11 protein-coding genes and 3 pseudogenes are annotated in these 16146 nt (G+C 69.1%); 6 read left to right on the top strand and 8 right to left on the bottom strand.

The features are described from left to right. Positions 1 to 90: 90 nt before the first annotated feature. Positions 91 to 1656 carry a recombinase family protein gene (locus tag ABD224_RS01655; protein ID WP_344045874.1) on the bottom strand — a complete coding sequence of 522 codons (1566 nt, stop codon included), beginning with the start codon at positions 1654 to 1656 and terminating at the stop codon, positions 91 to 93. A 74-nt stretch (positions 1657 to 1730) separates the two neighbouring features. On the opposite strand from ABD224_RS01655, the pseudogene ABD224_RS01650 reads away from it, so the two are divergent. Next, positions 1731 to 1862: pseudogene (locus ABD224_RS01650) on the top strand (thiamine biosynthesis protein ThiC); the annotation flags it as partial. Between the two features lie 133 nt (positions 1863 to 1995). On the opposite strand, the gene ABD224_RS01645 reads toward ABD224_RS01650, so the two are convergent. After that, a complete protein-coding gene (locus ABD224_RS01645) occupies positions 1996 to 2466 on the bottom strand; it encodes an NUDIX domain-containing protein (protein WP_344045872.1) in 471 nt (156 codons plus the stop codon). Positions 2467 to 2468: 2 nt separating this feature from the next. Beyond that, positions 2469 to 2597, bottom strand: a pseudogene (locus ABD224_RS01640) (XRE family transcriptional regulator); the annotation flags it as partial. A gap of 92 nt (positions 2598 to 2689) precedes the next feature. Here ABD224_RS01640 and ABD224_RS01635 point away from each other — a divergent pair. Continuing rightward, positions 2690 to 2806, top strand: a pseudogene (locus ABD224_RS01635) (thiamine biosynthesis protein ThiC); the annotation flags it as partial. A 55-nt stretch (positions 2807 to 2861) separates the two neighbouring features. On the opposite strand, the gene ABD224_RS01630 reads toward ABD224_RS01635, so the two are convergent. The 3 genes from ABD224_RS01630 to ABD224_RS01620 all read right to left on the bottom strand — a co-directional run bounded on the left by ABD224_RS01630 (position 2862) and on the right by ABD224_RS01620 (position 6315). Beyond that, a complete protein-coding gene (locus ABD224_RS01630) occupies positions 2862 to 3734 on the bottom strand; it encodes a hypothetical protein (RefSeq protein ID WP_344045870.1) in 873 nt (290 codons plus the stop codon). Between the two features lie 178 nt (positions 3735 to 3912). After that, complete coding sequence (locus ABD224_RS01625) at positions 3913 to 4986, bottom strand: metallophosphoesterase (RefSeq protein WP_425580897.1); 1074 nt, start codon at positions 4984 to 4986, stop codon at positions 3913 to 3915. Positions 4987 to 5202: 216 nt separating this feature from the next. Next, the gene (locus ABD224_RS01620; RefSeq protein WP_344045866.1) at positions 5203 to 6315 is read right to left on the bottom strand and encodes a LacI family DNA-binding transcriptional regulator; all 1113 of its coding nucleotides are present in this window, start codon (positions 6313 to 6315) and stop codon (positions 5203 to 5205) included. A 433-nt stretch (positions 6316 to 6748) separates the two neighbouring features. On the opposite strand from ABD224_RS01620, the gene hisC reads away from it, so the two are divergent. The 4 genes from hisC to cydD all read left to right on the top strand — a co-directional run bounded on the left by hisC (position 6749) and on the right by cydD (position 14167). Further along, positions 6749 to 7828, top strand: a complete 1080-nt coding sequence (hisC, locus tag ABD224_RS01615; RefSeq protein ID WP_344045864.1) for a histidinol-phosphate transaminase — start codon at positions 6749 to 6751, stop codon at positions 7826 to 7828. Positions 7829 to 8079: 251 nt separating this feature from the next. Then, positions 8080 to 9585, top strand: coding sequence for a cytochrome ubiquinol oxidase subunit I (locus ABD224_RS01610; RefSeq protein ID WP_344045862.1), 1506 nt, complete (start codon positions 8080 to 8082; stop codon positions 9583 to 9585). Between the two features lie 20 nt (positions 9586 to 9605). Beyond that, on the top strand, positions 9606 to 10610 hold the full coding sequence (gene cydB, locus ABD224_RS01605; RefSeq protein WP_344045860.1) for a cytochrome d ubiquinol oxidase subunit II: 1005 nt from the start codon (positions 9606 to 9608) through the stop codon (positions 10608 to 10610). Positions 10611 to 10669: 59 nt separating this feature from the next. Continuing rightward, a complete protein-coding gene (cydD, locus tag ABD224_RS01600; protein ID WP_344045858.1) occupies positions 10670 to 14167 on the top strand; it encodes a thiol reductant ABC exporter subunit CydD in 3498 nt (1165 codons plus the stop codon). 33 nt (positions 14168 to 14200) lie between these two features. Here the strand turns inward: cydD and ABD224_RS01595 are convergent, their stop codons facing one another. Further along, positions 14201 to 15109, bottom strand: coding sequence for a Cof-type HAD-IIB family hydrolase (locus ABD224_RS01595; RefSeq protein WP_344045856.1), 909 nt, complete (start codon positions 15107 to 15109; stop codon positions 14201 to 14203). Positions 15110 to 15175: 66 nt separating this feature from the next. Continuing rightward, entirely contained in the window at positions 15176 to 16078 is a 903-nt protein-coding gene (locus ABD224_RS01590; RefSeq protein ID WP_344045854.1) for an LLM class flavin-dependent oxidoreductase, read from the bottom strand. Positions 16079 to 16146 lie beyond the last annotated feature (68 nt).

Raw genomic sequence — 16146 nt, 5'->3', positions numbered from 1 at the left:
TGCAGGCATGGATTGATCGACAGCTACGTGACTCTCCCCCACTCTCCGACGAACAACTACGGAGTGTGGGGGAGATCCTGGGACTTCAGCTCATTCGGAGGTCCGCCACACGGGCTTGAGCAGGTTCGGATCGAACGTCTTGTTGCCCTTCCCGCCAGGTACGGCGATCACTGCACTCAGTACCTTCTTGATCGCCTCCCGCTTCTGCGTGAGTGTCTTCGACTCCCACGACTTCCTGATGTCCCCCGTGGCCTCCTCGGCTTCCGCCTTCAACGCCTCGTGCGCCCTCTGGTCGGCGCGCAGTTCCTTGATCCGGCGCTCGAGGATGGGGAGGTTGCGGAAGAACGTCTCGTCGTCGATGTCCGTGTCTTCGTCATCGTGCCAGCGGCGTTCAAGCTCCCTACGGCTCTTCAGAGCACGTTCCAGTGCATCAGCCTTGTCCCAGTCGGGTACTTCCTGGGCCTTGGTCGCCGCGTCCCGTTCCAGCTTGGCGATCACCAGTTCCTCGATAACGCTGTCTGTCTTGTCGCCACGCTTGTAGGTCTTGTTGCAGCCACCGTCCACTGTCTTCTTGCACATGTAGGCGTGCTCGTATGTGAGCCAGTCGTTCGCCTTGATCCCGATCATCTTGTTGTTGCAGACAGTGCCGTCCTCCAGGACGCTTCCGCAGCGCAGGATGCCGGTCAGTAGGTACTTGTGGACCAAGCCACCGCGTGGCACTCCAGTCCCGCCGCCCCGTTCCCTGATCTTGGCCGTGACGGCGAACCACTGCTTCGGAGTGATGATGGGCTCCCACTCGCCCACGATCGGCTGGTCGTCGCCATCACGGACAAGCTCCCCCTTGATCTCGCGATACCCGCAGAGCCGTGCGTTCATCAGGATCTGCTTGACGGTCTGGTACTGGAAGGGGTTCCCGCGGCTCGTGACGTATCCGGCCTCCTTCCATTGCCGCGTGATCTCTGAGATGGAAGCGCCGGCGATCACGTCGTGCACGGCCTTCCGGATTGCGTCGGCCTCGTTCTGACGCAGCGTTACCTTGTCGTCCTCCCAGCCGAAGGGGCGCCACGCTGCAACGGACTTCCCACGGATCGCCCGGCTGCGATGACTGTTACGGCTCCTCCGCTGCTTCTTCCTGGTCTCACTGAGGGACATGGCGACTCCCACAAGTCCCTTGATCTCGAACCCTTCGGCATAGAGGTCCTGAATGCCGTTCGAGTCGTGGTAGACGCGCCCCTCATGTGAGGTGAACGCCTTCAGGTATCGCTCCCAGTCGCTTGGGCGCCGGTACAGACGGTCGTCGTTCACGGCCATAACGCCGTGGATCGGGTACCCCTCCGGCGTCACACCTGCCGTCAGGTCGACAAGTAACTGCTCGAAGTCGTCGCGAACGACGTTTTCCTTGCTGGCGCTCTTGTCGTTATCCGTGTAGCGGTAGACGATCAGCCACCCGAACCTCCTAGCGGTCTCCGTCATGTCCCGGTGCTGGTCCTCGACGCCGTGGGCGTCCTTCACCCGGCCGTCAAACGAGATCCGCGCATAGCAGACAACGCACTTCAAGTTGGGATCGGCGGCCAGCATGGCGCGTACCTCCTCGACGGACGGCAGTCCCTCCGGTGCGCCTCGCAGCTTGCTGATCACGTCTTCGCGCTTGCCCACGGCGTTCCTCCTTGGTCCATGTCTGGGCTGCTGGGGCGACCGTAGCGCATATGGTGCTTTTGGTGATGCTCTACTCGATGAAGATCTCCCAGGACATCCGCCGTGAACACGGCCTCAGCACGGCGGAGATCGAGGAGGGCATGGCACAGAAGGCGAAGGAGTTCGCGGCCTCCGGCAACCAGGTGTACCTGCCCTTGGCTGACTGACCTGCGCAAACGAAGCTGACCGACGGCATTCAGGGGAAGCCGTCGGTCAGCTTCCGCTGTTCTCCGCGGTGAGCTTTCGACACCGCTGCGCCCACCGGCACATGGTGCGGCGGGCCGGACAGCTGCCGTGGGGTCAGCCGAGATAGGGCTGCTCGCGGCGCTCCAGGAAGTGGCGGAGCCTGAGTCGCTGCGTGTGGTGCACCGGAAGCCGATCCAGGTCCTCCGGGGAAACGAACCGCAGCTCCGTCGACTCGTCGGAGATCGTCAGTTTCCCGCCGACGATGCGCGCGGTGAAGCAGACGTTGAACTGTCGGCGCACCTCACCGTCCGGGTAGGCGATGATGTGCCTCGGGTCGGTGTACGTGCCGACCAGCCCCGTGATCTCCACGTCCAAGCCGGTCTCTTCCTTGACCTCGCGGACGGCCGCGCCGGGGAGAGAGTCGGTGAGGTCCATGCCCCCGCCGGGGAGGGCCCACAGACCGTTGTCGCGCCGGCGCTGGAGCAGGATGCGTCCCTGTTCGTCGGTGACGACCGCCGAAGCCGCGACAACCATGCTGTTCGGCTCGGGCGCGTTCGGGTCGTCGTAGTACTCGGTCCGTGTCATGGTCACCCCTCGTGCCATACGGGCGTCGCCGTGGACCACACCGCGTCGAAGCTCTCGGCGTAGGTGTCGAACAGGCCGCCGTCGCCGCTGCGCCGAAGATGCCACACGGGGGCCTTGTACGCGTTGACGCCCCCGTGGAAACCAGTCTCCCCGGCCACCTGCCGCGCTCCCATGGACGTCGGAGGGATCGGCTCCTCGGGACCGGCGCGCCGGTGTTCCGTAGAGGGACATCCGCCGTGAACACGGCCTCAGCACGGCGGAGATCGAGGAGGGCATGGCACAGAAGGCGAAGGAGTTCGCGGCCTCCGGCAACAAGGTGTATCTGCCGGTCGTGGACTGAGGTCCCGTCGTGTACGGGACGGGGTGCGCCGGGGCCCTCGGGGTGAGGGTCCTGGTCATTCCGGCTGGTGTTCCGGGCCTCCGAAGTCCGGGCTGGTGAAGTCGGGACGGGAGAAGTCGGGACTGGAGAAGCTCGGGCGGGGGCTGGGGACTCCGTCCTGGGGACTGCTGAAACCGGGGCGGTCATAGCCGAGTTGCGGGATGCGGCCGGACGGCGCCGCCGAGTCGGTACGGGCCGGCTCGGCGGCGCCGGCATCGGCGAGCGCGTCGCGCAGGAACGGCAGGATGCCCCGCTCGAGCAGGGTCTTGTGCCAGGCCTCTCTCGCCTGGGCGAGTTCCTCGGCCAGTTCGCCGTGGGAACCGGGCTCCGGTGAGGGACGGTTGCGCAGTGCGGTGAGCAGCAGTCCGGCGGTGGCCACGAGAATCGCCACCGCGGTGATGGCACCGAACACCCAGCCCGTGGTGATCATGGTCTGGGCGAAGGTCTGCTCCGGGTCGAGCATCTTCAGGATGTACCCGATGAGCAGGAAGAGAACGGCGGCCACTCCGGCCAGGACGGGAGTGAGCACGGTGATGACGGCGCCCACGCCCGCTCCGGTGGACTCGACGACCCCCTCCATGGTGGCGGTCAGTCCGGTTCCGTCCGGCTCGGCGGAGCCGGACCGGCCGGTGGGGGACAGAGACGCCGATGCCGAACGGCGCAGTTCCTCGCGGATTTTGACGTAGTGACGGTATTCGGCCGCCGCGGCGGCCGTGATCAGAGCGGTGGCACCCAGCGCCAGGGCGCGCAGCTGTTCCGGATCGAGCCGTTGTCCGACAGCGGTCAGTTCCGGACGGTACGGGGCGGAGCGCAGCGCCGCGTCGAGGACCCGCTCGTATTCCAGACGGTCCTCATCCAGCAGGTGCTGCGGAACGCTGTTCATGTGCATCCCCCGATGCTCCGTAGGGCTTGGGGCTCGCACAGCGGCGAGCCGTCGGGCAGAAACGGAGGGGAGCCTGCTACGGATAAGCCGATGGTAGAGCCGTGACAGCGCGCGATGACAGGGGGTTTGCACAAATTGGGCGCCGATTCGCGCGGGCGCCCCGGCGAAAGCTGCCGGTGAACAGTCAGTTTTCCAGGGGAAGTTGCTGGACCAGCAGCTTTCCGGCCATGGTCACGCCGCCGTCCATCGCGATGGCGAGTCCGTCGGCGTAGACATGCGGTCCTTCCACGACCGGCCCCGCGCCCTCGTCGTCCTCGGAGCCCACATGACCCAGCAGATAAGGGATGGGGCTGTGGCCGTGAACGATACGGGTGCCGCCGTACGTATGAAGCAGGGAGCGTACGGCGTCGGCGCCGCCCTCGTCGCGGAAGGAGAAGCGCTTGGTGAACTTGCGGAACAGGTCCCAGACCTCGTCCACGTTGTTGCGCGTGAGCGTTTCGCGGACGTTGTCGTTGACCTCCTCGATCGAGGTGCCGTAGTCGAGATAGGCGGTGGTGTCGGAGTGCACGAGCAGATAGCCGTCGACCTCCGTGACCGCGTCCAGGCGGGCCATCCACTGCAGGTGGTGGTCCTGGAGGCGCTCCATGTCGGTCTTCTGGCCGCCGTTGAGCAGCCAGGCCGCCTGGAAGGTGGCGGTGCCCGCACCGGAGTTGACGGGGGTGTCGCCGAACCGCTTGGCGCCGAGCAGCAGCAGCTCGTGGTTGCCCATGAGGGCCTTGCAGTAGCCGCCGGCGGCGGCGGCCTCGGCGGACAGCCGCATCACGAGGTCGATGACACCGACGCCGTCCGGTCCGCGGTCGGTGAAGTCGCCGAGGAACCACAGCCGCGTGGTGCCCGCGCACCAGTGACCGGCGGAGTCGATGAGCCCCTTCTCCTGGAGGGCGGCCACCAGCTGGTCGAGGTAGCCGTGCACGTCACCGACGACATACAGGGGACCCGGGCCGCTGCCGGGCTGTGCGGCGGCCGCGGGGGCGACGCCCACCTGAACCGTGTCTCCCCGGTTGATGACCGGCAGGTCGCGCTCGGTGGGTGTGTACGCGTCGGAGTAGCCTCTCCGGGCCGCCTCGCTGAGAGGCGTGCTGTGGGCGTACGGACCGGTCCCGTGGACGTACGCGGGTACCCGGAAGTCGCGCAGCGTCGCCGTGCGCTCCACCTCGGGTCCCTGACCGGCCCCCTGCGTCATCGACCCCTCCACCATCGCGCCGCACCTGCACCGCTCCGGACTGCCTGGTCGCAGCGGCCTGCGGTGTCGTGGGCCCATCATAGGAATGCGGATCGCGCCATGTGATGACCCAGGGGTGGTGAATCGGAGCAAGACTCCGGTTCACCGCGGCTTTCGCCCTGAATGACCGGCCTGCGATGGTCCCGCAGCCGCTCTGCTCCCGTGCTCCGGCAGGCGTTGCCTGCCGGAACGCTAGTGCCCGTCCGAGGCGCGGGGCGGGCTGATCGTGCGGCGCTGCGGGCGTCGCTGGGACGAGGTGCGCACGATCAGTTCGGTCGGTATGACCTGCTGGACCGGGCGCTCCGACTCGACGCCCTCGATCGCGTCGATGAGGAGCTGGACGACCGCCGTGCCGATCCGGCGCGGCTTCAGGGAGAGCGTGGTGATGGGCGGATCCGTGCTGGCGTACACGGTGGACTCGCTGCAGCACACCAGCAGCAGGTCCTCGGGGACGCGCAGGCCGTAGCGGCGGGCGGCGGCGAGCAGGTCGGTGCCGTTGGGGTCGAACAGCCCGTAGACGGCGTCGGGCCGGTCGGGGCGGGCCAGCAGCCGGTCGGCGGCGACGGCGCCCGCGCACGGGTCGTGGGCGGGGTAGGCCTCGTAGACCGGGTCCTGGCCGACGCGCTCGCACCAGTTCAGGTAGGCGGTCGTCGACAGGTGGGTGTAGGTGTCCGTGGTGGTGCCGGTGAGCAGGCCGATGCGGCGGGCGCCGGCCTCGGCGAGGTGGTCGAGGATGCCGAGGACGGCGGCTTCGTGATCGTTGTCGACCCAGGCGGTGACGGGGAGCGTGCCGGCCGGGCGGCCGTCGCTGACCACGGGTAAGCCCTGACGGACCAGTTCGCTGACGACCGGGTCCTGGTCGGAGGGGTCGATGACGACCGTGCCGTCCAGGGCGACGTTCGACCACACGTCGTGGCGCGAGGTCGCGGGCAGGATGACGAGGGCGTAGCCGCGGGCGAGCGCGGCCGAGGTGGCGGCCCGGGCCATCTCGGCGAAGTACGCGAACTCGGTGAAGGTGAAAGGTTCATCCCCGTAGGTCGTCACCGTCAGACCGATGAGGCCCGACTTGCCGGTACGGAGGGTGCGGGCCGCGGCCGAGGGGCGGTATCCCAGTCGGTCGGCGACCTCGCGGACATGGCGTCGGGTGGCGTCGGGGAGCCGGCCCTTGCCGTTGAGGGCGTCGGAGACGGTCGTGATGGAGACTCCGGCGGCGGCGGCCACGTCTCTGATGCCCGCCCGGCCCGACCGACCGCCTCGGCGTGAGGTTTCCGCGCGGCTCACCTGGTGCTTCCCTGCTGCTGTCATGGCGAGCCGATAGTAGGGCTCACGCGGCGGGGTAGTGCGGACGCATATGCAGTTGTTGACAGGCACGTTTCTGCATGGTCATCCGTGCTCGAATTTCTTTGAAAACATGTCAGTTGAGAGAAGTGATGCCAGGACCTGGCACGGCGGCCCGTATGAACCTGTTGAGCTCCCAAGGTCTCGAAGAGGTCTCAACTCACCTTCACGAGGGATGCGCGCCACGGCGCAAGCCACCGGCGCATGGATATATCTTGACGCGCCCCCTCGGGGGACAGGCCCGGGTGCGGTGATGCGCCTGAGGCCGGTGTGACTCATGAGGTCGGTATCGCCACACAACCGATGCACAGGTGATGCTGTCCGACCCATTCGCAGCGGCATCCAATCCTCATAAGGTGTGCAGTATTGAAAGCCGGTGGTGGTCACGAGGAGGACTGCGGTGAGCAAGACGAGCCCGAAGCTGCGCGCCGAGCTGGAGGGTATCCCCACCTACAAGCCGGGAAAGCCCGCCGCGGCCGGCGGCCCGGTGGCGTACAAGCTGTCCTCCAATGAGAACCCCTATCCGCCGCTGCCGGGGGTGATGGAGGCGGTGACGGCCGCCGCTTCCTCCTTCAACCGCTACCCGGACATGGCGTGCACGGCCCTGATCGACGAGCTGTCCCGGCGTTTCGACGTACCGGCCTCCCATCTGGCCACCGGCACCGGCTCCGTCGGTGTCGCCCAGCAGCTGCTCCAGTCCACCAGCGGCCCCGGCGACGAGGTCGTCTACGCCTGGCGGTCCTTCGAGGCGTACCCGATCATCACGCAGATCAGCGGGGCGGCCTCCGTACAGGTGCCGCTGACCTCGGACGAGGTGCACGACCTGGACGCGATGGCGGACGCGATCACCGACCGCACCCGCCTGGTCTTCGTCTGCAATCCGAACAACCCGACCGGCACGGTGGTGCGGCGGGCCGAGCTGGAGCGCTTCCTCGACCGGGTGCCCTCCGACGTGCTGGTGGTCCTGGACGAGGCCTACCGCGAGTTCATCCACGACCCCGAGGTGCCGGACGGTGTGGAGCTCTACCGCGACCGGCCGAACGTCTGTGTGCTGCGCACGTTCTCCAAGGCGTACGGCCTGGCCGGGCTGCGGGTCGGCTTCGCGATCGCCCATGAGCCGGTGGCGGCGGCGCTGCGCAAGACGGCGGTGCCGTTCGGTGTGAGCCAGCTGGCGCAGGAGGCGGCGGTCGCCTCGCTGCGGGCCGAGGACGCACTGCTGGAGCGGGTCGGTGCGCTGGTGCGCGAGCGCACGCGGGTGGTCGACGGGCTGCGCGCGCAGGGCTGGACGGTGCCCGAGACGCAGGCCAACTTCGTGTGGCTGCGGCTGGGGGAGCGTACGGTCGACTTCGCCGAGGCGTGTGAGCGGGCGGGCGTGGTGATCCGGCCGTTCCCGGGCGAGGGCGTGCGGGTGACCATCGGAGAGACCGAGGCGAACGACATCTTCCTGAAGGCGGCGGAGGAGTTCCGCAAGGAGCTCTGAGCGACGCGGCCGGCGCGGCCGGGGCGGGCACCGGGCGGGTCCCGGGCCCGCCCCGTCTGCTGTCGGCGGACATGTCTTGTTCAAGGGGTTGACATCAGGGGGGACCCCCCTCTCGAGCCTCGAAGGCACGTGCGTCATAATTGCTTGTGAATGTGAACGCTTTCACAAGTACGTCCATTATGGCCTTGTTGTGCAGGTCACATCGGGGCAAACCGTCACCACCGCCGCGGTGACGTAAGGAGAGTGACGACGTGGACCTGGCTCTGGCGCCGGAGACACTGGCGCGCTGGCAATTCGGCATCACGACCGTCTACCACTTCCTGTTCGTCCCCCTGACGATCTCTCTGGCTGCCCTGACGGCTGGACTGCAGACCGCCTGGGTGCGGACGGAGAAGGAGAAGTACCTCAGGGCCACCAAGTTCTGGGGCAAGCTTTTCCTGATCAACATCGCCATGGGTGTGGTCACCGGAATCGTGCAGGAGTTCCAGTTCGGCATGAACTGGTCGGACTACTCCCGCTTCGTCGGAGACGTCTTCGGTGCACCGCTCGCCTTCGAGGCGCTGATCGCTTTCTTCTTCGAGTCCACGTTCATCGGCCTGTGGATCTTCGGCTGGGACAAGCTGCCCAGGAAGATCCACCTGGCCTGCATCTGGATGGTCGCGTTCGGCACGCTGGTGTCGGCCTACTTCATCCTCGCGGCCAACTCCTGGATGCAGCACCCCGTCGGCTACCGGATCAACGAGGAGAAGGGCCGGGCCGAGCTCACCGACTTCTGGCTGGTGCTCACCCAGAACACCACGCTCAGCCAGGTCTTCCACACCTTCTCTGCGGCCTTCCTGACCGGTGGCGCCTTCATGGTGGGCATCGCCGCCTACCACCTCATGCGCAAGAAGCACATCTCCGTCATGCGGACCTCGCTCCGGCTCGGCCTGGTCACCATGGCGGTCGCGGGCCTGCTCACCGCGATCAGCGGAGACGTCCTCGGCAAGGTCATGTACCAGCAGCAGCCCATGAAGATGGCCGCCGCCGAAGCGCTGTGGGACACCGAGAGCCCGGCGCCCTTCTCGGTCTTCGCGTACGGGGACGTCGACAAGGGGCACAACAAGGTCGCACTGGAGGTCCCCGGGCTGCTGTCCTTCCTCGCCCACGGCGACTTCGACTCGCCCGTGCCCGGCATCAACGACACCAACGAGGCCCTGCAGAAGCAGTTCGGTCCCGGTGACTACCGGCCCGTCGTCCCCGTCGCCTACTGGAGCTTCCGGTGGATGATCGGCTTCGGCATGGCGTCCTTCTCGATCGCCCTGCTGGGGCTCTGGCTCACCCGGAAGAAGTTCCTTCTGCCGGCCGCCCTGCGCACCGGAGAGGACGAGGTGCCGCATCTGGTGCTGCTGAGGAAGCCGCTCGGAGCGAAGCCCACCCGGATGTACTGGCTCCTGGGGGTCTGGACGATGGCGTTCCCGCTGATCGCCAACTCCTGGGGATGGCTCTTCACCGAGATGGGCCGGCAGCCCTGGGTCGTCTACGGCCTGATGCAGACCCGGCACGCGGTCTCCCCGGGCGTGTCCCAGGCCGAGGTCATCGCCTCGATGAGCATCTTCACCCTGGTGTACGCCGCCCTGGCCGTCATCGAGGTCAAGCTGCTCGCCAAGTACGTCAAGGCGGGACCGCCCGAGCTCACCGAGGCCGACCTCACTCCGCCCAAGAAGATCGGCGGCGATCTCCGTGACGCCGACAAGCCGATGGCCTTCTCGTACTAGGCCGAGGGAGCCGTACCGCCATGGAACTGCACACTGTCTGGTTCGTTCTGATCGCCGTCCTGTGGATCGGCTACTTCTTCCTGGAGGGCTTCGACTTCGGCATCGGGATCCTCACCCGGCTGCTCGCCCGTGACCGTGCCGAGAAGCGAGTGCTGATCAACACCATCGGCCCCGTCTGGGACGGCAACGAGGTGTGGCTGCTCACGGCCGGTGGCGCCACCTTCGCCGCCTTCCCCGAGTGGTACGCCACGCTCTTCTCCGGCTTCTATGTGCCGCTGCTGGCCATCCTGATCTGTCTGATCATCCGGGGGGTCGCCTTCGAGTACCGGTCGAAGCGGCCGGAGGAGCGCTGGCAGCGCAACTGGGATGCGGCGATCTTCTGGACCTCGCTCGTCCCCGCCTTCCTCTGGGGCGTGGCGTTCGGGAACATCGTGCGCGGAGTGAAGATCGACTCCAACTTCGAGTACGTGGGAGGCCTGGGGGACCTGCTCAACCCGTACGCCCTGCTGGGCGGTCTGGTCACGCTGACGCTCTTCACCTTCCACGGCGCGGTGTTCGCGGCGCTCAAGACCGTCGGTGACATCCGGGAGCGTGCACGGCAGCTGGCGCAGCGCGTGGGACTGGTCACGGCCGTCCTGGCTCTGGTCTTCCTGCTGTGGACCCAGGCCGACAGCGGTGACGGCACGAGCCTGGTCGCGCTGGTCGCCGCGGTCGCCGCGCTGGTCGCCGCCCTGGTGGCGAACCGGGCGGGACGCGAGGGATGGTCGTTCACGCTGTCCGGTGTCACCATCGTGGCGGCTGTGGCGATGCTCTTCCTGACGCTCTTCCCGAACGTCATGCCGTCCACGCTCAATGCGGACTGGAGCCTGACGGTCACCAACGCCTCCTCCAGCCCCTACACCCTGAAGATCATGACCTGGCTCTCGGTGGTCGCCCTGCCGGTTGTCCTGCTCTACCAGGGGTGGACCTACTGGGTGTTCCGCAAGCGGATCGGCACGCAGCACCTCGCCGACTCCGCGCACTGAGTCCGACAAGGGGGTGTTTCACGTGAAACACCCCCTTGGGGCCGAAGGGCGTCTCTCGCATGAAACCGATCGATCCGCGACTTCTCCGTCACGCTCGTGCCACCCGGCTCTTCCTGGTGGCCGTCGTCGGGCTGGGCGCCGTCGGCGCGGGGCTGATGATCGCCCAGGCGATGCTCATCGCCGAGGTGGTGGTGGGCGCTTTCCAGCACCACAGGACGGTGGCCGCACTCCGCACTCCCCTGCTGTTGCTGGTGGCCGTGGCCTGCGGCCGTGCGCTGGTCTCCTGGCTGACCGAGCTCGCCGCGCACCGGGCGAGCGCGGCGGTGAAGTCGGAGCTGCGCGGACGGCTGCTGGAGCGTGCGACGGCACTCGGCCCCGGCTGGCTGAGCGGGCAGCGGACCGGCTCGCTGGTCGCCCTGGCCACACGCGGGATCGACGCCCTGGACGACTACTTCGCGCGCTATCTGCCGCAGTTGGGGCTGGCGGTGGTCGTCCCGGTGGCGGTGCTCGCGCGGATCGTCACCGAGGACTGGGTCTCCGCGGCCCTCATTGTGGGCACCCTTCCGCTGATCCCCGTCTTCATGGTGCTGATCGGCTGGGCCACGCAGTCCCGTATGGACCGTCAGTGGCGGCTGCTGTCCCGGCTGTCCGGGCACTTCCTGGACATTGTGGCGGGGCTGCCGACCCTGAAGGTGTTCGGCCGGGCCAAGGCGCAGGCGGAGTCGATCCGGCGCATCACCGGTGAGTACCGGCGGGCGACCATGCGCACGCTGCGGATCGCCTTCCTGTCCTCCTTCGCCCTGGAGCTGCTGTCCACCCTGTCGGTGGCCCTGGTCGCGGTCGCGATCGGCATGCGGCTCGTCCACGGCGGCATGGATCTGTACACCGGGCTGGTCATCCTCGTGCTCGCACCCGAGGCGTATCTCCCGCTGCGGCAGGTGGGTGCGCAGTACCACGCGGCGGCGGAGGGACTGGCGGCGGCCGAGGAGGTCTTCGCCGTCCTGGAGACACCGGTGCCGGTGTCCGGTACCGGCGCCGTCCCGACGGGCACCCTGGCCTTCGAGAAGGTGACCGTCCGCTATCCCGGGCGGTCCGCGGACGCCGTGACGGACGTGTCCTTCGCGGTGCGGCCGGGGGAGACGGTCGCGCTCGTCGGACCCAGCGGTGCGGGCAAGTCGACCCTGCTGAACGTGCTGCTGGGGTTCGTGCGGCCCACCGCGGGCCGGGTGCGGATCGCGGGAGCCGATCTGGCCGATCTCGACCTGGAGCAGTGGCGGTCGCGGATCGCCTGGGTGCCGCAGCGGCCGCACCTGTACGCCGGGACCGTCGCCGAGAACGTACGGCTGGCGCGGCCCGACGCGGACGACGCCGCCGTGCGCAGTGCGCTGGCCGACGCCGGTGCGCTGGAGTTCGTGGACACGCTGCCCGAGGGGATGGACACCAGGCTCGGTGAGGACGGGGCCGGGCTGTCCGCAGGACAGCGCCAGCGGCTCGCGCTCGCCCGGGCCTTCCTCGCCGACCGGCCCGTCCTGCTGCTCGACGAACCGACGGCCGCGCTGGACGGAGCCACCGAGGCGGAGATCGTGGCAGCGGTGCGACGCCTGTCCGCCGGGCGGACGGTGCTGATGGTGGTGCACCGGCCGGCCCTGCTGGAGGTGGCGGACCGGGTGGTGCGCCTCGGCGAGGCCGAGTCCCACGCCTCCGCGCGGGCCGCGGTCTCGAGCAGCACGGCGCGGCCGGCGGACAAGCCGCTGCCGGAACACACCGCTGCCTCCCCCGGGCCCGAAGCCGAGGGCGCGGCAGCCAAGGGGGACGTTCTCACCCGGGTCCGGGCGATGTCCGGCCCCCGGCGCGGCCGTCTCTTTCTCGCCCTGCTGCTCGGCAGTCTCGCGCTCGGCAGCGCGGTCGGGCTGATGGCCACGTCCGGATGGCTCATCTCGCGGGCGTCCCAGCAGCCGCCCGTGCTCCACCTGATGATGGCCGTCACGGCGACCAGGGCCTTCGGCATCGGGCGGGCGGTCTTCCGGTACACGGAACGGCTGGTGTCGCACGACGCCGTGCTGCGGGTGCTGGCCGATGTACGGGTGGCCGTCTACCGGCGGCTGGAACGGCTGGCGCCCGCCGGACTGCACCGGATGCGCCGCGGCGATCTGCTCACCCGGCTCGTCGCGGACGTGGACGCGCTGCAGGACTACTGGCTGCGCTGGCTGCTGCCCGCCGGTGCGGCACTGATCGTGTCCATGGCCTCCGTCGTCTTCACGGGCCGGCTGCTGCCCGAGGCCGGTGCGGTGCTCGCCGCCGGCCTGCTCGCGGCCGGGGCGGGTGTCCCCCTGGTCACCGGGGCCGTGTCACGGCGCGCCGAGCACCGGCTCGCCCCCGCACGGGGCGCCCTCGCCACCCGGGTGACCGATCTGCTCACCGGCACCGCCGAACTGACGGTCGCCGGTGCCCTGCCCGCCCGTACCGCCGAGACCCGGCGGGCCGACGACGCTCTGACCCGGATCTCCTCGCGCGCCGCCACCGCCACCGCGATCGGCGGCGGACTCACCGCCCTGATCTCCGGGCTGACCGTCGCGGCGGCGGCCCTCCTCGGCGCCCGGGCGGTCGCCGACGGACGGCTGGCCGGTGTGGCCATGGCCGTGGTCGTCCTCACCCCGCTGGCCGCCTTCGAAGCGGTTCTCGGCATGCCGCTCGCCGTGCAGTACCGGCAGCGGGTGCGTCGCAGCGCGGAGCGGGTGTACGAGGTCCTGGACGCTCCCGGACCCGTCCACGAGCCGGAGCGGCCCCGGCAGGCGCCCGCCTCCCCCTTCCCGCTCGTCATCGACCGTCTGACGGCCCGTCATGCGGGCCAGGACCGGCCGGCGCTCTCCGGCGTCAGCCTGACCCTCACACAGGGCCGCAGGGTCGCCGTGGTCGGGCCGTCCGGGTCCGGCAAGACCACGCTCGCCCAGGTGCTGCTGCGCTTCCTCGACGCGGAAGCGGGCACCTGCACCCTCGGCGGCGTCGATGCCCGTGACCTGTCCGGCGACGACGTACGGCGGCTGGTCGGACTGTGCGCCCAGGACGCGCACCTCTTCGACAGCTCGGTGCGGGAGAACCTGCTGCTCGCGAAGAAGGACGCGACCGAGGCCGAACTGCGGGACGCCCTCGCACGGGCCCGGCTGCTCGACTGGGTCGACACCCTGCCCGACGGGCTCGACACACTCGTCGGCGAGCACGGGGCCCGGCTGTCGGGCGGGCAGCGGCAGCGGCTGGCCCTGGCCCGTGCGCTGCTCGCCGACTTCCCGGTGCTCGTGCTCGACGAGCCCGCCGAGCACCTCGACCTGGCGACCGCCGACGCGCTCACCGCCGACCTGCTGGCCGCCACCGAGGGCCGTACGACGCTGCTCATCACACACCGTCTGGCCGGGCTGGAGGCCGTGGACGAGGTGATCGTCCTGGACCGGGGGCATGTGGTCCAGCGGGGGACGTATGCGGAGCTGGCCGCACTGCCGGGACCGCTGCGGCAGATGGTCGAGCGGGAGGCGGAGGCCCAGCTGCTGGTGGAGGCGGGGTAGCGGCTCACCCGTGGGCCGGGCCCCGCCGAATCGTTACAGCCGCTCCCCCAGCAGCCGTTCGATCACCACGGCGACCCCGTCCTCGTTGTTGGCGAAGGTCACGCCCGAGGCCGCCGCGATCGCGTCGGGGTGGGCGTTGCCCATGGCGTAGGACTGGCCGGCCCAGGTGAGCATCTCGATGTCGTTCGGCATGTCGCCGAAGGCGACGACCTCCTCGTGCGAGATGCCGCGCTCGGCACAGCACAGCGCCAGCGTGCTCGCCTTGGAGACACCCGGGCCGCTGATCTCCAGCAGAGCGCTGGGGCTGGACCGGGTGATGGTGGCACGGTCGCCGACGGCGAGCCGGGCGACGGTGAGGAACGTGTCCGGATCGAGCGTGGGGTGGTAGGCGAGGATCTTCAGGATCGGCTGCTGGGTGCCGAGCCCGCCCTCCGCCAGCAGTTCCTCGGCGGGCGCCAGGGCGTCGGGTATCTCCATGTGCAGCTTCGGATAGGCCGGCTCCTGATAGAAGCCGTACGTCTGTTCGACTGCGTACACCGTGCCCGGTGCCGCCTCGCGCACCAGCCGCACCGCGTCCAGCGCGTTCTCCCGCGCCAGTTCGCGCACCTGCACGAAGCGGTGGGCGCCGGGACCGCCGTGCAGGTCCACCACGGCCGCGCCGTTGCCGCAGATCGCCAGGCCGTGTCCGTGGACGTGGTCGGCGACTACGTCCATCCAGCGGGCCGGGCGGCCGGTGACGAAGAAGACCTCGATGCCCGCCTCCTCCGCGGCCGCCAGGGCGGCGATCGTGCGCGGGGAGACCGACTTGTCGTCACGCAGCAGGGTGCCGTCGAGATCGGTGGCGATCAGCCGCGGCGGAACGGTCGGCGCACCCCTTCGTCTAAGGGGGGCCGAGAGCTGGAGGGAGACCGGGTCCTTGGGCTGTCGGGTCGCTGAGGTCATCGGCTCATTGTGGCGCATATGCCAAACGATCGTGCGACAGTCCGCACATCTGAGGGGCCATATCGGTCACGTCAGCTGAGCGGTCGCTTCCAGGGCGATCGTCTCGAAGACCTTCTCGTCCGAGGCGAAGTCCGAATCGGGGATCGGCCAGTGGACCACGATCTCGGTGAAGCCCAGCTCCTGGTGTCGGCCGGCGAAGTCGACGAACGCGTCGAGGGATTCCAGCGGCCGCCCCCGGTCCGGGGTGAATCCGGTCAGCAGAATCTTGTCGAGTTCGGTGACAGCGCGGCCTTCTGCGGCGCAGGCCTCCGCGAGCTTCTCGATCTGAGCGCGGAGGGCCCGGACCGACTGTTCCGGTGTGCCGTTCTCGTACAGCTTGGGGTCGCCGGTGGTCACCCAGGCCTGCCCGTACCGTGCGGCAAGCCGCTGCCCGCGCGGGCCGGTCGCGGCCACCGCGAACGGCAGCCGGGGCCGCTGCACACAGCCGGGGATGTTGCGAGCCTCGTGAGCCGAGTAGAACTCGCCCTCGTACGACACTGTGTCCTCGGTCAGCAGCCGGTCGAGCAGGAAGACGAACTCGGCGAACCGGTCGGCCCGCTCCCGAGGCGTCCACACCTCCTGCCCGAGCGCGGTGGCGTCGAAGCCGGTGCCGCCCGCGCCGATGCCGAGCGTGACCCGCCCACCGGAGATGTCGTCCAGGGAGATCAGCTCCTTGGCGAAGGGGACCGGGTGCCGGAAGTTCGGCGAAGCCACCAAGGTGCCCAGCCGTATCCGGTCGGTCACGGCCGCCGCGGCGGTCAGCGTCGGGACGGCTCCGAACCACGGGCCGTTCCGGAAGCTGCGCCAGGACAGATGGTCGTAGGTGTACGCGGTGTGGAAGCCGAGCTGTTCGGCACGGATCCACGCCGAACGACCACCCTCCTGCCAGCGACGGTACGGAAGGATCACGGTGCTCAAACGCAGACTCATGGGCCCGAGCCTAGGCACTCACGGATGTTCCACGTGAAACCATCACCGCACGCGGTCGGCCGGACACG

It is taken from the genome of Streptomyces thermoalcalitolerans (assembly GCF_039525155.1).
Taxonomy (GTDB): domain Bacteria; phylum Actinomycetota; class Actinomycetes; order Streptomycetales; family Streptomycetaceae; genus Streptomyces; species Streptomyces thermovulgaris.
Note: the sequence above shows the minus strand (reverse complement) of the source record. Positions and strands in the feature narration are given on the sequence as shown.

Bases quoted from the DNA above. Each gene is read 5' to 3' on its own strand.
- cydB (WP_344045860.1), top strand. From the start codon at position 9,606: ATGGAACTGCACACTGTCTGGTTCGTTCTGATCGCCGTCCTGTGGATC.
- ABD224_RS01630 (WP_344045870.1), bottom strand. From the start codon at position 3,734: ATGCACATGAACAGCGTTCCGCAGCACCTGCTGGATGAGGACCGTCTG.
- ABD224_RS01590 (WP_344045854.1), bottom strand. From the start codon at position 16,078: ATGAGTCTGCGTTTGAGCACCGTGATCCTTCCGTACCGTCGCTGGCAG.
- ABD224_RS01620 (WP_344045866.1), bottom strand. From the start codon at position 6,315: ATGACAGCAGCAGGGAAGCACCAGGTGAGCCGCGCGGAAACCTCACGC.
- ABD224_RS01645 (WP_344045872.1), bottom strand. From the start codon at position 2,466: ATGACACGGACCGAGTACTACGACGACCCGAACGCGCCCGAGCCGAAC.
- ABD224_RS01625 (WP_425580897.1), bottom strand. From the start codon at position 4,986: ATGGTGGAGGGGTCGATGACGCAGGGGGCCGGTCAGGGACCCGAGGTG.
- cydD (WP_344045858.1), top strand. From the start codon at position 10,670: ATGAAACCGATCGATCCGCGACTTCTCCGTCACGCTCGTGCCACCCGG.
- ABD224_RS01595 (WP_344045856.1), bottom strand. From the start codon at position 15,109: ATGACCTCAGCGACCCGACAGCCCAAGGACCCGGTCTCCCTCCAGCTC.